We start from the raw sequence: 13,586 nt of genomic DNA on the forward strand, positions 1-13,586 counted from the left end.
ATTTCACCCTTGACTGGAAAAAGAAGATCGGACACCGTGCAACCGCTCCCGTGCGCTCATGCTGAGCGAAGTCGAAGCACGAGCGCCGGCGACAGCGGAAACTCTCAATCCATCCCCCTCCGCGCCAACCCGCCCTACACTCCGCCGCGAGATGCTCGACTGGCAAACCCTTCTGAAAGCGCATGCGCTCGTGCCTGTCTGGTACTGGCCGGTGCTCTGGCATTACCTCGCCCGGCTTGAGGCGACCGCCGCCCTTGCGCGCGCTGAAGGGCGCGGCGGCTTTGGCTGGGAGCTTGCGCGCAACGGCGTCATCCGCATCACGCACTGGCCGGAAAGCGAGACCGAACGGCGCGCCCGCGGCGCCCTGCCAAGAGATTTCGACTATACGCCCTGGACACGGCAAGCCCCGGACACGCTCGCTTTCTGGTGCGCCTTCGAAGCTGTGCGTGGCGAAACACCGCCCAGACACCGTGGGTGCACCGCCGATGCACTGTCCGTGCACCGCGCAGCCCCCGATGCCCGCGCTCCGCCGATTTCTTCAAATCTCACACCAGGAAGCCGCGTGGTGAGCGAAGTCGAACCACAGGCAGGCTCGCCGCCCTCACCTTAAACCCCAGCTCCCCTCTGAACCGCCCTGCCCAACCGGCAGCGCGGCCGCCCGTACTGGGGGTCAGCCCAATTCCCGCATCATGAAGACCGAATTGGGGTCCTCGCGGTAACCCTCAAACGGCCCGCAAAAGGTAAAGCCATGCGCCTCATAAAGCTGGCGCGCGGGCAGGAAGGCGCCCTGGCTGCCGGTCTCAAGATAGAGGCGTGTATAGTAGCGCTCTTCGGCGGCCCTCATGATATGGCGCAGCATGGTGCGCCCAAGGCCGTTGCCCCGCAACTGGGCGATAGTGTGCATCGCCTTGATTTCGCCTGACTTTCCGTCAGACAGCCGCTTCAGCGCGCCGCAGCCGACCAGACCGCCGCCCTCGCCCCGCATCTCCCAGACGGTAAGGTCGGGCGTCTTCATCTCATCGATCCGCAGCGCATGGGAGCTTTCGGGCGGCGAGGTTTCCAGCATCAACGCCTTGTGGGCGCCGATAAGGCCCCTGAAATCCTCTGCATCGAGGTTCGCTGGAAGGATCGTGACCGCCATGAAGGCCCTGAAATGGCGAAGGCGCGCCGGGCTTGCAAGAGAAAACGGAGCCGGAGGAGCCGGTTTTTTAGAGGGCGCTCATCCTGCGTGCGAAGGCTTGAAACCGGGGCGCGAAGGCCAGAGACTGCGTCCTATGAAACCGCGCCCCTCCGCCTGCACTTTCCCGCTCCTCCTGCTCGGCACCATCGGGCTTTGCGCCTGCGCCTCCCCGCGCGACGAACTCGTCCCCTACATGTCGAGCGAAGGCGTCGCCAACGCGGCCTATACCGCGACCTATAATGGCTCGGCCTCTGCCAGCGCGAAGACCCCTGCCGCAAAGACAGAAGAGGCGGCAGCGGAACGACCCTCCTGACCGGGCATTCATCCTGCAGTCAGCCGCGCCTGCTAGGCTCGGTCCCTGACCCTTGTAGATGAAACGCACTGGAGACGTCATGTCCCGCCCAATCCGCCGCGCCGGGCTCCTTGCCGGCCTCACCGCCGCCGGCCTTCTGGCCACCGCCTGCACCACCTATGACGACTATGGTTATTATGATCAGGGTCAGTACAGCGACGGCTATTATGGCGGCGGCACCTATGGCGACCGCTATTATGAGCCCGTCCCATCGCGCACCGGCTATCTCGATGATGGCTATTACGGGGCCGGCTATTATGGCGATGGCTACTACTATTCCGGCAGCTCGATCATCTATTCAAAGAACGTCTACTACCCGACCCGCACCGGCTGGCTGAACCGGCACAACCGCAACTACCGCCACCGCGACGCGCGCCCCTACCAGAGCGGCTATCGCGGCCATGAGGGCTATCGGGGCGTTCCGCCGCGCTACCGCGACCAGCGCCGGGACCATTACCGTCATGACCGCGATGACCGCGACCACAGGCGCGATCGCCATCGTGACAGGAACCGGGACGGAGACCGGGATCACCGCTATCGCGGTGATGTCCGCACCGGGGCGGAGCTCCAGCGCGGTTCCCATAATGGCTACCGCAACCGCAATGAGGGCGAGCGCGACTATGGCCGGCGCCGCCGCGGCGAGCGCCATGATACATCCACGACCCGCCAGCAGCGCCGCGACGCACGGACCGAAGCGCGCGTTTCACGCCGCGAAGCGCTTCAGACCCGCGACAGGGCCGAACGCGCGCGCCCTGACGAACTCCTGGGCGGACGGCCAAGTGTGGACCGGCGGGACCGCGACCGGGGCGTCGTCATTCCGTAAGCTGGTAGATTTCCGCGCGCAGTTCCGGCAGGCCCCAGCCCTTTTCGGCTGAGGTCTGGCGGATGACCGGGTGAGCCGCAGGGCGTTTGCGCAGCGCGTCAGCGACCTTCGAGCGCACCGCGTCCGCCTCTGTCCGTTTCACCTTGTCGGCCTTGGTGAGGACGATCTGATAGGTCACGGCCGCCGAATCCAGCATGTCCATGACCTCGTGATCGGTGTCCATCAGGCCACGCCGGGAGTCCACCAGAAGGAAGACACGGCGAAGGTTCACCCGCCCCTGCAGATAGCGAAGGGTGAGGCGCTGCCATTCCTGCGCCTGGCTGCGCGAGACCTTGGCATAGCCAAAACCGGGAAGGTCAACGAGCCAGAGACGGCCTTCGCCAAGGTCGAAATAATTGAGCTCACGCGTCCGGCCCGGTTCTGACGAGGCACGGGCGAGGTTCTTGCGCCAGAGCAGCCCGTTGATAAGGCTAGACTTGCCGACATTGGAGCGCCCGGCAAAAGCAATCTCGGGCCGGTCAGCCTCTGGCAGTTGCGTCAGCGCGGCTGCGCCAAGCACGAACTCGCACGAGCCCGAGCAGAGGACGCGGGCCGCCTCTATCGTCTCCTCGCTGAATTCAGGTGCCTCGCTCACGCCTCTTCCTTTTGACGGCCGAGCAGCCGCGCGATGAGCTTGTCGAGCTCAGTCTCCACGCCGTTTCGACGCATGATGAAATATTGCTGGATCAGCGAGAGGATGTTCGACCAGACCCAGTACATGACCAGCCCTGCGGCAAAGCCTGCAAACACGAACATGAAGATCAGCGGCAGGAAGCGCATGATCATCTTCTGGGTGGGATCGGTCGGGGGCGGCGAGAGCGCCTGAATGCCGGACATTGTAACCCCGTACATGATGGGGAGGAAACCGATACCGATGATAAGGCCGATGATCGGGATCGCCTTCACATCAGCCGCCGCCCATGGAAGCAGGCCGAACAGATTGCCGATCGCCGTCGGGTCGGGCGCGGAGAGATCCTGAATATACAGGAAGGGCGCATGGCGCATCTCAATCGTATTGTAGAGCACCTTGTAGAGCGCGAAGAAGACCGGGATGGTCAGCAGGATCGGGATACAGCCCGCGATGGGGTTCGCCTTTTCGCGCTGGTAAAGCTTCATCACTTCCTGCTGGCGGCGCTGAGGGTCTTCCTTGAAGCGCTCCTGAATCTCTTTCATCGGCTCAGCCAGCTTCTTCATCTTCGCCATGGACTTGTAGGACTGATTATACAGCGGCACGAGCGGCAGGCGGACGAGAACGGTCAGCGCAAGAATGGCGAGGCCGAACGTGCCGACCATGCCTTCCAGCCAGCGCAGGAGCGAGAAGAGCGGCTTGGTGATATAGTAGAGGATGTTGCCCCAGTCGATGGCGTCTTCAAAGCGCGGCACGCCCGCTTCCTCATAGCCTTGCAGGACAGCAAATTCCTTAGCGCCGGAGAAGATGCGGTTTTCCGATGTGATCGTTTCACCGGGCTCGATCACCCGGCCTGCGCTTGCCACCGTCAGCTGCATGACCGGACCCGTCTCACGCGAGAGGCGCTGATAGCGGCCGGCGAACTCGTATTGCTGTTCGGGGATGAGCGAAGTCATCCAGTATTTGTCGGTGAAGCCAAGCCAGCCGCCGGTCGATGCGCGGCGCACGCCGATATCGTCGGACTCTTTGAGGCCCTTGCCCTTGTCGAGATTCTTGTAATTGCGCCAGGTGAGGTTGTCATCGAAGACACCGATGAGGCCCATATGCGCCATGCCGGAAGTCCTCGAGGAACCGGGGTCGGTCGCGTCCAGGAATTCCTTCCACTGGCCCTGGCGGCGGATCGAGCCGAGCGGGGCAAGCGTGCGTTGCTCAGAGCCTGTATTCGTCACCCGGTCTGAATAGGTCACCATATACTCGTCATCGACGCTGATCGTGCGCTCGATGGAGACGCCATTGCCTTCATAGGTCAGCGTCACCGGATTTTCTGTCGACAGCGTCGGATTGCCTTCCACCTGCCACTCGGCCGAAGGGCCGGCCACCGGCTGATTGCCGTCGAACCAGTACCAGCTGGCGAAATAGCCGTGCTGATAATTGGTCGGGCGCAGAAGGCGCAGCTCATTGACCCGCTCAACCGTGGTGAAGTGGTCCTTGAGCTTCAGATCGTCGAGGATGGCCCCGCGCAGCCGCACCGAGCCATCGACGCGGGCGGCATCCATCGTGATGCGGGCATTGGCGCTGAGGGCTTCTTCAACCGACTCTGCAGACGGTATGGTCTGCTCGCCTGTATCGCCCGCCTGGGGGACGCCGGTTTCGCGCTCGGCCTCTGCCTGTTGCTGGGCTTCTTCGCGCGCTTCCTGCTGGGGCTGGACCACAAAGGTCTGATAGCCGAATACAAAAGCAATCATCAGCACCATGGCGATGATGAAATTGCGCTGGTCCTGCGGGTCCATTCCCTGATTCATGTACTCAAGTCCGCCGGTTGTGCGAGATAAACAAAAGGGGTCAGGCCGGGCCCGACCCCGAATTCAAGGCTGCGCGGAGGCTTATCAGCGCGCTTTCCATATCGTCAAGCAAACGCTGCCAGCCAATATCAGCGGTATCCATCCGGGCGATAAAGACATAATCGGCGCCGGGGACCCCAAGCTGCGGCAGAAGCTCGCGGGCAGCAGCCTTGAGGCGCCGGCGCGCACGGTTCCGGATGACGGCATTTCCGACCTTTTTTGTCGCCGTGAACCCCTTGCCGACTGTGGGGCGGGCGCCTTCTGCCGGCCTGCGGCGTCTTGCCTGAATGACGAGGCTCTTGCGCCGCTCGCTGAGTCCGCCGCGCACAAAAAGAAACTGAGGCCGAACGGTAAGGCGTTCGACCTCAGCATGTGTCTCTTCGACTGTCGTCATCGCGGGCGCCCTCCAGAATATAGAGGCGCGCGCAGGCGGCCTTTAGGCCGACAGGCGCTTGCGGCCCTTGGCGCGGCGGCGCGAAAGCACCTTGCGGCCATTCTTGGTGGCCATGCGCGAGCGGAAACCATGACGGCGGGCGCGCTTCAGGCGCGAAGGCTGGAATGTACGTTTCATGGGCGTCGAGCCTCAAACAAGTGTTGACCGAATTCGGAAACCGCGGCTGATACAGGCTGCTCCGGCCAAGGTCAAGGCCGCGATCCCAGTCATTTGAGCAACACGGCCATTGAGTCCAAGGCAGCCATCCCCTGCCGCAACGAAACTTCACGCGTCTGTGAAAGCGCGGCACTGGTGTGTGACGTGTCACTCGTCCTGTACCAGACTATATGCCGGCCCATGACACGTCCAATGCCTTTTTCCGCCCGCCGGCTCGGGCTCCTTCTGGGACTGATCTGCATGACCGCTTTTCCAGCCTCCGCTGAACGCAGCCTTTCCAGCGAGCCCTGGGCTGACATTCTGACGACCTATGTCGCCCGGGGACCGGACGGGGTAAATCTGGTCGACTACGGCGCCCTGAAAGCGAATGTGGAAGACCGCAGGAAACTGGACGCTTATATCCGCCAGTTCGAAACCGCAGACTTCGGGGCCATGTCACGCGATGAACAATTCGCGGCCTGGTCGAACCTCTACAATGCGGTGACGGTCCGCTATGTTGTGGAGAAATACCCCATCGGCTCGATCAAGCCTTGGTATTCTGCCGGTCCATGGAAGGACATCGAGGTCGAGGCTGACGGCAAGACCCTTTCCCTGCACGCCATTGAGCATGACGTCCTGCGCGAGCAGTGGAGCGACGATCCAAGGCTTCATTACGCGATCAACTGCGCCTCCTATAGCTGCCCGGATCTTCGCCGGACGCCATGGCGGGCCGCCACGCTCGACGAAGACCTCAATGAGGCCGCCCGCGCCTATGTAAACCATCCGCGCGGCGTACGGATCGACGATAGCGGGATCGACGTCTCCTCGATTTACAAATGGTTTCGCGAGGACTTTGGCGGCAGCGAAGGCGCCGTGATCGACCACCTCCTTCTCTATGCCGACACAAAGCTCGCCGAACAGATCGCTGCCCGCCGCAGGATAGACGACTATGATTATGACTGGTCGCTCAATGACACGGCCGGTTAAGCCCCTCACCGAAAGCCAATTCCATGCCTGACGATAAAACCAAGTCCGGGACATCCATCTGGGTCCGCCTCTGGCCGGTCTATGTGATCGCAGCCGGACTGATTGCCGCATGGGCGTTCGGCCTGTTCGACTATCTCTCCATCGAGACGCTGCAGCGCCAGAATGCGACGCTTCAGGCCTTTGTCGACCAGAACATATTCATGGCGGTCGGGGCGTATATTCTGGTCTACGCGCTCGCGACGGTCTTCATGCTGCCCGGCGCCCTCTGGATCACGATTGCCGGCGGGCTTCTTTTCGGCCTCTTCGGGGGCAGCGCGGCAACAGTGGTCGGCGCCACGCTGGGGGCGAGCACGCTTTTCCTTGCAGCGAAAACCTCGCTCGGCAAGACGCTGCAGGAACGCGCAGGCGGTTTCGTCAAACGCATGGAGAAAGGCTTTCAGGAAGACGCCATCTCCTACATGTTCGCGCTTCGCCTTCTGCCGCTTGTGCCCTTTCCGGTCGCCAATATCGCCCCGGCCCTGCTGGGCGCGAAATTCCGCGATTATGTCCTGACAACCGCGCTCGGCATTGTCCCCGGCGTGATTGCATATACGTGGATCGGGGCAAGCCTCGGGGCGACCTTCGACCGGGGCGAGACGAATTCACTGCTGGATGCGGTGGCAAATTTCGCGCCGGCCTTCCTGGCGCTCGCCGTCGTGGCGCTGCTGCCGGTCATCTACAAGAAGATTTTCCGCCGCAAGGCGGCCCAGATCGAGGAAGCTGCCCAATGAGCGATGATGCAACCGCCAACCGCAATCCCCGCACCCCCATTCCGGGCAAGCAGGACCCGGACAAGGTCAGCACCGAACCGGCGCCTCATTCGGCAGGGGCCGCGCCGCATCGCAATCTGAAAGCTGATCTCGTTGTCATCGGTGCAGGCTCCGGCGGCCTTTCTGCGGCGGCAGGCGCAGCCATGCTGGGCCTCAAGGTTGTCCTGTTCGAACAGGGCGAGATGGGCGGTGACTGCCTTAATTCCGGCTGTGTGCCTTCAAAGGCGCTGATCTCAGCGGCAAAGCACGCCGCCTCTGCCCGCGAAAGCATCGATTATGGCATCACAACCGGCACGCCGGTGACCGACTGGCAGAAGGTGAAGGCACATATCCGCTCTGCCATCGACACGATTGCGCCTGTCGACAGCCAGGAACGGTTCGAAGGGCTGGGCGTCACCGTCATTCGCGAGCATGCCAAGTTTTCCGGCAAGGATACGATCAATTCCCCGAGCGCCACAGTGAAGGCACGGCGCATTGTCATTGCCACCGGCTCGCGTCCTTTCATTCCGCCCGTCCCCGGACTTTCCGATGTCGGCTATCTGACCAATGAGACGATTTTCGACATCGACGACCTGCCCAGACATCTGGTCATTCTGGGCGGCGGCCCCATCGGCATGGAAATGGCGCAGGCTTTCCGGCGTCTGGGCTCAGAGATCACCGTGATCGAGATGGGCCGCGTGCTTTCGGCTTCGGACGAAGACCATGCCCGGGTCGCCGCAGACACGCTGATATCCGAAGGCGTCGACATCCTCGAAGACTATAAGGCCGCCGGTATCAGCCAGGATGGCGAGACGATTGTTGTTGAGGCCGAAAGCGAGGACGACCGCAAGATCGTGCGCGGCAGCCACATCCTGGTCGCCGCAGGCCGCAAGCCTGTGGTCGACGGGATGGACCTTGCCGCGGGCGATGTGGAGTTTGACGAAAGCGGTATCCGGGTCAGCCAGAAGCTGAAATCGGTCTCCAACAAACGGGTCTGGGCGCTGGGCGACGTCGCGGGTTTCGGCCAGTTTACCCATCTGGCCGGTTGGCACGCCTCTGTTCTGGTGCGCCGGGCCTTCTTCAAGCAGGGCTCGAAGTCGAACTCCCTGCCGCTTCCGGCGGTCACCTATACCTCGCCCGAGGTCGCTCAGGTGGGCCTCATCGAAGCGGCCGCGCGCGAGCAGTATGGCGACAAGGTCGAAACCTCCACCTTTGCCTTTGACGAGAATGACCGGGCCATCGCCGAGGGCAAGACGAAGGGTGAATGCAAACTCATCCTGCATAAGGGCAAGCTGGTCGGCGCCTCCATTGTGGGCGACGGGGCGGGCGATATCATTCAACTTCCGGGCTATGCCATGTCTAACGGGATGAAGCTCACCTCGCTCACCAATTTCATCTCGCCCTATCCGACGCGAACCGAGGTCGTGAAGCGGGCGGCGAGCGCGCATTTCCAGGATACGGTCTTCGGCAAGCCCGCGCGTCTGCTTGTCAGCTTGCTTCAGCGCATCCCCTAACCTATCTCCCGCCGGGTGCCGGTGCGTAAGATGAGCCATCAAAACAGAGACAGAAGCGGGCTGTTCGACAGCCTGAGCGTCCGGCTGTTTCTCGTGACCATCGGTGTCATCCTTCTGGTGGAATTCATCGTCTTCCTGCCAAGCGCGGCGAACTACCGCGAAAACTGGCTGAATGAGCGCGTTCAAGCGGCCCGGATTGCCGCCCTGTCGCTGGAAGCTGCACCCAGCCGCATGGTGTCGGAAGAGCTTTCCAATGATCTTCTGATGCGGGCCGAAGTGCTCGCCGTGGCCGAACTCAGCGCCGACATGCGCGAGCAGATCCTGCCGCCGGCCATGCCGCTGGACGGCCCGATGAAAGAAATCGACATGATGGAGGAGACCTATCTCGGCTCCATCGGCGAGACACTGGAGACGCTGGCGGCGCCGGACGGTCGGATGCTGGTGGTGCGTGCCATGGGGTCCGGCGAAGGACGCGTGCTGGAAGTCATCCTGCCGGAAGCCCCGCTGAAGAAAGGGCTCGGCGCCTATGCCGCACGCATCCTCATCGTCTCGCTGATCGTTTCTTTCACCGCGGCCATGCTGATCTATTTGCTGCTGATCCTCCTGGTCGTGCGCCCGATGCAGCGGGTGACCCAGGCCGTGATCCAGTTCCGGCAGGACCCGGGCAGCTGGTCGCGCAAGCTGGGCCCCACCACGCGCCGCGACGAGATCGGCCGCGCGCAGAATGCCCTTGCCGACATGGAAGCGGCCGTCTCGGAAAGTTTCCGCCAGCGGGAAAGGCTCGCCCAGCTGGGGGAATCCGTGGCGAAGATCAATCACGACCTCCGCAACACCTTGTCGACGGCGCAGCTTGCCTCCGATGCCCTCTCGACCTCTGACGATCCGAGGGTCCAGCGCGCCGTCCCCCGGCTGGAGCGCGCGCTGGAGCGGGCCATCGCGCTGGCCACCGACACGCTGAAATATGGCCGCTCCTCAACGCCGCTTGCGCGCCTGCAGCCGGTCAACCTGTCTGAGACAATCGATGAAGCGGCCCTGGAGGCGCTTGGCGAACAGGAAACGCAGGTCCAGCTCTCCAATGACCTCCGGCCCGGCGAGACAGGCCATGGTGACCCGGATCATATCTACCGGATCGCCGCCAATCTCATCCGCAATGCCGCCGAAGCCATGGGCGAGCGCGGCGGGGAGATCCGCATATCGGGCGGGGCCGGGCATATCGACTTTGTCGATAGCGGCCCCGGACTACCGCAACGGGCGCGGGAAAACCTGTTCAGACCGTTCGCCGCCTCCTCGCGAAAGGATGGCACAGGGCTTGGCCTGTCGCTCTCACGCGACCTTGCCCGCGCCATGGGCGGTGAACTCTCGCTGGTCGAGACCGGCGAAGGCGGCACGCGGTTCAGATTGACCCTGCCGCCCGCGCCGGGCGCGAAATAAAAGCTAGTCGAGAGCGAGCGCGACGCCCTCACGGCGTGGGTCCGCCCCGCCTTCAAGACCATCCTCGCGCACGATGATGACATGAAGACCGGAATTCTCGCCGGTGCGTTCCTCAACCGGATAGCCATCCTCAGCCAGTGTGTCGGCCCAGGTCTCGCCGCGGTCCACATCGACCTCGACCCCAACGGTCGGGCCGCGTGCGATGACGTTCGGCAGGTCGATGGAGTCCTGCGCCGACATCCCCCAGTCAAGAACCGCCACAATTGTCTTGGATACATAGGCGACGATGGAATTGCCGCCCGGAGATCCGGTCACCATGAAGAGGTCGCCATCCTGATCGAAGACCATGGTCGGTGACATGGACGAACGCGGACGCTTGCCCCCGGCCGGCGCATTCGCGACCGGCAGGCCATTAATGGTTGGCTGACGCGAAAAATCGGTCAGCTGGTTATTGAGAAGATAGCCGTTCACCATGCGCGAATTGCCGAATGCGGATTCCACCGTCGCGGTCATGGAGACAGCATTGCCCTCCTGGTCGATGATGGAAATGTGCGTCGTGCCCGGCGTCTCCTCTGTGAGGTCCCGGCCCCACATCCCGATCATCGAGCCGCGGCCGAGCACTTCACCCGGATCGCCGGGCTGCGGATTGGCATCCGGCGCGAAGGCATCGCCGGCGCGCGCATCGAGATAGCGCGGATCGATAAGATCGGAGGTTGGCACCTGCACGAAATCGGCATCGGCAACATAATGGTCGCGGTCGGCATAGGCGAGGCGTTGCGCGTCGACCCAGGCAGCCAGCTTTTCGTCGGAATAGCCGATACTGCTGCCCTCGGTCAGGCGCTCATAGAGGCCCCAGATCATGTTCTGCGTGATGGCGCCAGAGCTTGGCGGCGGGGCCGAACAGATGCGCACGGTCTCATGGTCGCCGCAGACAGCCGGGCGCACTTTCACCTTATACGAGGACAGGTCTTCCACTGTCATTTCACCGGCCAGCGGCTCTGCGGACAGGGCCGCAACAATGGCCTCTGCATTCTGCCCCTCATAAAAGGCAGACGGGCCGGTCTCGGCGACGGCCTGAAGCATGGCGGCATAGTCTGGATTGTCCCGCAGGGTGCCAGCGGTCAGCGGCTCGCCTTCCGGGAAGAAATAGGGCGCGGCATTCGCATCTTCATCGAGACGCATGGCCTGACGAAGACGCTCATTGGCCAGCAGCTCTGCCAGACGCGGAGAGACCTCGAACCCATTGCTGGCAAGATCGATGGCCGGCTCGAAAAGCGAGGCCCAGTCGGCTTCGCCTTCGGCGTCATGTGCGCTCTTATAGAGGGCGATCATGCCCGGCACACCGGCTGAGCGGCCGGACTGCCATGCCGGTACATAGTCCAGGACCTCACCATCCACGACGAACAGGTTCTCATCTGCGGCCATCGGGGCCGTTTCGCGCCCGTCAAAGACGGTGAGGGCATCATCGTCATGGTCATAATAGACCATGAAGGCGCCGCCCCCGATGCCGGAGCTTTGCGGCTCGACGAGGCCAAGCACGGTATGAACGGCAATGGCGGCGTCGACCGCATTGCCGCCCTGACGGAGAATCTGAAGACCCGCCTCAACGGCGCGCGGGTCGGCGGCTGCCACCATGGCACCCTTGTCCCAGATACGGGGCGGCGGCGCCTGTTCTGTCTCTTCCAGCGTGGGTCTGTCAGGGACCGGTTTCGTACCGGTCTGCGGGCCGCAGGCTGCCAGTGTAATCAGGCAGGCTGCTGGAATAAGCATGGTGGCAGGTTTCATCAGGACTCCTCTTCCGTGCCCCCCGTTTCGGCGGCATCCGTCATCGCATTACTTACCGGATAGGACGTTTCGCCCGCCGCATCCATAGGCAGTTCGGGCATTGCGGCGCGAACTTCGTTCATATTGGCGCTGATACAGGCATCGAGCTCCACCTGTGTCGCCTCTCCATCAACGCCCGCGCGCTCGATGCACTGGCTGAGATTCGGCACTTCCGTGGAATAGGTTTCGGCGTCCTGCGCGGCGGCCATCATGGCCGCGGCCGGGATGGCGGCGGCTGCGATTGCGACTTTGAGTTTCATGTCCTGCTCCCCTGACACATCAAGAATTGCCCATTCGGGCACGGGAGCGCGAACAAGGATTTTGCAGCCCCCACCAGGCGTCCAAGCACATTCCGTGCCGCGCATGACCGCGCGCGCTCCGCCATGTTGTCTCCACCGGGTGCCGGTTGTAGGGATCAGGCAAGCAGACCCGCAGGAAAAGAACGCCTATGTCCCGACCCGGCCCAAAGAACCTCATCACTGACGTGCCCGGCATCGAAGTCGGCAACGCGGAAAACCGCAATGTTCTGACCGGGTCGACTGTCATCGTCGCAGATGAGCCGGCGACAGCGGCCTGCGCCGTGGCCGGCGGCGGGCCCGGCACACGCGAAACAGACCTCTTGCGCGCCGACACGATGGTCGAACAGGTTGACGCGATCGTTCTTTCTGGCGGCAGCGCCTATGGGCTGGCCGCTGCTGACGGTGTCTCTGCCAGGCTGGGCGCTATGGGCCGCGGCTTTGGCCTGAAGGACCTGCCGGGCGTGCCGAAGACCCCCATCGTTCCAGCCGCGATCCTCTATGACCTTGCCAATGGCGGCGACAAGGAGTGGGGCGAGAAACCGCCCTATCGCGAGCTCGGCGAAGAAGCCTTCGAGAACCGGGCAAAGTCCTTCCCGCTCGGCAATGTGGGGTGCGGCCTCGGCGCCAATGCGGGCGCGCATGCCGGCGGGCTCGGCTCGGCGTCCCTGCACACAAGCGACGGGATCACCATCGGCGCGCTGGCCGGCGTGAACTGTTTTGGCTCCGTCTTCATGCCCGGCACATCATGTTTCTGGGCCTGGCCGTTTGAGCTGAATGGCGAGTTTGGAGGCCAACGGCCGGATGAGAATTACAATCCGGACCCCGAAGAGTGGGGCGACGCGAAGATGAACCCGCAGCCCGGCCAGAACACGACCATTGCCTGTATCGCGACCGATGCCGCGCTGACGCCAGCGCAGGCCCAACGAGTGGCTCAGATGGCGCTGTCAGGCTTCTCCCGCGCCATCCGCCCGGTCTTCGCGCCCTTCGACGGCGATGCGCTCTTCGTGCTCTCGACCGGCAAGGTTGCGCTCGAAGACCCGGCACCGATCTCTCTCACCCGGCTGGGAGAGCTTGCTGCCTCGACCCTTGCGAGGGCCGTCGCACGCGGGGTATATGAAGCAGATCAGAAGAGTGCAGCATAAGCGCTTGCATCGGGGGCGAGGCGCCGTTATGTGTCCGCCCTCGCAACGGAGCACCCGTAGCTCAGCTGGATAGAGCACCAGACTACGAATCTGGGGGTCAGAGGTTCGAATCCTCTCGGGTGTGCCATTGCCTTTCCGGACAATCAGCC

Annotated in this window: 15 protein-coding genes and 1 tRNA gene; 9 read left to right on the top strand and 7 right to left on the bottom strand. The window is 63.1% G+C overall.

Features of this window, described 5'->3' with window-relative positions:
- The first annotated feature begins 151 nt into the window (after window positions 1-151).
- The gene (locus tag ABNU55_RS10280) at window positions 152-610 is read left to right on the top strand and encodes a hypothetical protein (protein ID WP_290755058.1); all 459 of its coding nucleotides are present in this window, start codon (window positions 152-154) and stop codon (window positions 608-610) included.
- A 60-nt stretch (window positions 611-670) separates the two neighbouring features.
- On the opposite strand, the gene ABNU55_RS10285 is transcribed toward ABNU55_RS10280, so the two are convergent.
- Complete coding sequence (locus tag ABNU55_RS10285) at window positions 671-1,141, bottom strand: GNAT family N-acetyltransferase (protein ID WP_290755057.1); 471 nt, start codon at window positions 1,139-1,141, stop codon at window positions 671-673.
- A 133-nt stretch (window positions 1,142-1,274) separates the two neighbouring features.
- On the opposite strand from ABNU55_RS10285, the gene ABNU55_RS10290 reads away from it, so the two are divergent.
- Together ABNU55_RS10290 and ABNU55_RS10295 are read left to right on the top strand one after the other, a co-directional pair.
- Window positions 1,275-1,493 (top strand): hypothetical protein, encoded by a 219-nt coding sequence (locus ABNU55_RS10290; protein WP_290755056.1) that lies wholly within the window; start codon window positions 1,275-1,277, stop codon window positions 1,491-1,493.
- Window positions 1,494-1,572: 79 nt separating this feature from the next.
- Window positions 1,573-2,355, top strand: coding sequence for a hypothetical protein (locus tag ABNU55_RS10295; protein WP_290755054.1), 783 nt, complete (start codon window positions 1,573-1,575; stop codon window positions 2,353-2,355).
- On the opposite strand, the gene yihA is transcribed toward ABNU55_RS10295, so the two are convergent.
- Genes yihA through rpmH form a run of 4 tightly spaced genes read right to left on the bottom strand, consistent with a single transcriptional unit; the run spans window position 2,345 to window position 5,434 of the window.
- Entirely contained in the window at window positions 2,345-2,989 is a 645-nt protein-coding gene (gene yihA / locus ABNU55_RS10300) for a ribosome biogenesis GTP-binding protein YihA/YsxC (protein ID WP_290755052.1), read from the bottom strand. The genes ABNU55_RS10295 and yihA overlap by 11 nt on opposite strands.
- A complete protein-coding gene (gene yidC, locus ABNU55_RS10305; protein WP_290755050.1) occupies window positions 2,986-4,824 on the bottom strand; it encodes a membrane protein insertase YidC in 1,839 nt (612 codons plus the stop codon). Before yidC ends, yihA begins: the two co-directional genes overlap by 4 nt.
- A 40-nt stretch (window positions 4,825-4,864) precedes the next feature.
- Window positions 4,865-5,257 carry a ribonuclease P protein component gene (gene rnpA, locus ABNU55_RS10310; RefSeq protein WP_290755048.1) on the bottom strand — a complete coding sequence of 131 codons (393 nt, stop codon included), beginning with the start codon at window positions 5,255-5,257 and terminating at the stop codon, window positions 4,865-4,867.
- 42 nt (window positions 5,258-5,299) lie between these two features.
- Window positions 5,300-5,434, bottom strand: coding sequence for a 50S ribosomal protein L34 (gene rpmH / locus ABNU55_RS10315; protein ID WP_119454919.1), 135 nt, complete (start codon window positions 5,432-5,434; stop codon window positions 5,300-5,302).
- A 279-nt stretch (window positions 5,435-5,713) separates the two neighbouring features.
- Between rpmH and ABNU55_RS10320 the strand changes: the two genes are divergently transcribed.
- The 4 genes from ABNU55_RS10320 to ABNU55_RS10335 are packed head-to-tail and all read left to right on the top strand — an operon-like array spanning window position 5,714 to window position 10,172.
- Window positions 5,714-6,439, top strand: coding sequence for a DUF547 domain-containing protein (locus ABNU55_RS10320; protein WP_290760016.1), 726 nt, complete (start codon window positions 5,714-5,716; stop codon window positions 6,437-6,439).
- A gap of 23 nt (window positions 6,440-6,462) precedes the next feature.
- Entirely contained in the window at window positions 6,463-7,209 is a 747-nt protein-coding gene (locus ABNU55_RS10325; RefSeq protein WP_290752874.1) for a VTT domain-containing protein, read from the top strand.
- A complete protein-coding gene (locus ABNU55_RS10330) occupies window positions 7,206-8,741 on the top strand; it encodes an FAD-dependent oxidoreductase (RefSeq protein WP_290752871.1) in 1,536 nt (511 codons plus the stop codon). The genes ABNU55_RS10325 and ABNU55_RS10330 overlap by 4 nt, the downstream gene beginning before the upstream one ends.
- Before the next feature lie 30 nt (window positions 8,742-8,771).
- Window positions 8,772-10,172, top strand: a complete 1,401-nt coding sequence (locus ABNU55_RS10335; RefSeq protein WP_290752868.1) for a HAMP domain-containing sensor histidine kinase — start codon at window positions 8,772-8,774, stop codon at window positions 10,170-10,172.
- A 3-nt stretch (window positions 10,173-10,175) separates the two neighbouring features.
- Here the strand turns inward: ABNU55_RS10335 and ggt are convergent, their stop codons facing one another.
- On the bottom strand, window positions 10,176-11,957 hold the full coding sequence (ggt, locus tag ABNU55_RS10340) for a gamma-glutamyltransferase (RefSeq protein WP_290752865.1): 1,782 nt from the start codon (window positions 11,955-11,957) through the stop codon (window positions 10,176-10,178).
- Window positions 11,957-12,256: a hypothetical protein gene (locus ABNU55_RS10345; RefSeq protein WP_290752862.1), complete on the bottom strand. Its 300-nt coding sequence runs from the start codon at window positions 12,254-12,256 to the stop codon at window positions 11,957-11,959. Before ABNU55_RS10345 ends, ggt begins: the two co-directional genes overlap by 1 nt.
- Window positions 12,257-12,444: 188 nt before the next feature.
- On the opposite strand from ABNU55_RS10345, the gene ABNU55_RS10350 reads away from it, so the two are divergent.
- Both ABNU55_RS10350 and ABNU55_RS10355 read left to right on the top strand, forming a co-directional pair.
- Window positions 12,445-13,437, top strand: a complete 993-nt coding sequence (locus ABNU55_RS10350) for a P1 family peptidase (protein WP_290752859.1) — start codon at window positions 12,445-12,447, stop codon at window positions 13,435-13,437.
- Window positions 13,438-13,487: 50 nt separating this feature from the next.
- Window positions 13,488-13,564: transfer RNA gene (locus tag ABNU55_RS10355), tRNA-Arg, on the top strand.
- The last annotated feature ends 22 nt before the right edge of the window (window positions 13,565-13,586 follow it).

Origin of the sequence: uncultured Henriciella sp. (assembly GCF_964005855.1) — a bacterium.
Classification (GTDB): domain Bacteria; phylum Pseudomonadota; class Alphaproteobacteria; order Caulobacterales; family Hyphomonadaceae; genus Henriciella.

What these genes read in the sequence shown, in the direction of transcription:
- yidC (WP_290755050.1), bottom strand. Translation starts at nt 4,824, where the DNA reads ATGAATCAGGGAATGGACCCGCAGGACCAGCGCAATTTCATCATCGCC.
- rnpA (WP_290755048.1), bottom strand. Translation starts at nt 5,257, where the DNA reads ATGACGACAGTCGAAGAGACACATGCTGAGGTCGAACGCCTTACCGTT.
- ABNU55_RS10280 (WP_290755058.1), top strand. Translation starts at nt 152, where the DNA reads ATGCTCGACTGGCAAACCCTTCTGAAAGCGCATGCGCTCGTGCCTGTC.
- ABNU55_RS10335 (WP_290752868.1), top strand. Translation starts at nt 8,772, where the DNA reads ATGAGCCATCAAAACAGAGACAGAAGCGGGCTGTTCGACAGCCTGAGC.
- ABNU55_RS10295 (WP_290755054.1), top strand. Translation starts at nt 1,573, where the DNA reads ATGTCCCGCCCAATCCGCCGCGCCGGGCTCCTTGCCGGCCTCACCGCC.
- rpmH (WP_119454919.1), bottom strand. Translation starts at nt 5,434, where the DNA reads ATGAAACGTACATTCCAGCCTTCGCGCCTGAAGCGCGCCCGCCGTCAT.
- ABNU55_RS10290 (WP_290755056.1), top strand. Translation starts at nt 1,275, where the DNA reads ATGAAACCGCGCCCCTCCGCCTGCACTTTCCCGCTCCTCCTGCTCGGC.
- ABNU55_RS10320 (WP_290760016.1), top strand. Translation starts at nt 5,714, where the DNA reads ATGACCGCTTTTCCAGCCTCCGCTGAACGCAGCCTTTCCAGCGAGCCC.
- ggt (WP_290752865.1), bottom strand. Translation starts at nt 11,957, where the DNA reads ATGAAACCTGCCACCATGCTTATTCCAGCAGCCTGCCTGATTACACTG.
- ABNU55_RS10345 (WP_290752862.1), bottom strand. Translation starts at nt 12,256, where the DNA reads ATGAAACTCAAAGTCGCAATCGCAGCCGCCGCCATCCCGGCCGCGGCC.
- ABNU55_RS10285 (WP_290755057.1), bottom strand. Translation starts at nt 1,141, where the DNA reads ATGGCGGTCACGATCCTTCCAGCGAACCTCGATGCAGAGGATTTCAGG.
- ABNU55_RS10325 (WP_290752874.1), top strand. Translation starts at nt 6,463, where the DNA reads ATGCCTGACGATAAAACCAAGTCCGGGACATCCATCTGGGTCCGCCTC.
- ABNU55_RS10350 (WP_290752859.1), top strand. Translation starts at nt 12,445, where the DNA reads ATGTCCCGACCCGGCCCAAAGAACCTCATCACTGACGTGCCCGGCATC.
- ABNU55_RS10330 (WP_290752871.1), top strand. Translation starts at nt 7,206, where the DNA reads ATGAGCGATGATGCAACCGCCAACCGCAATCCCCGCACCCCCATTCCG.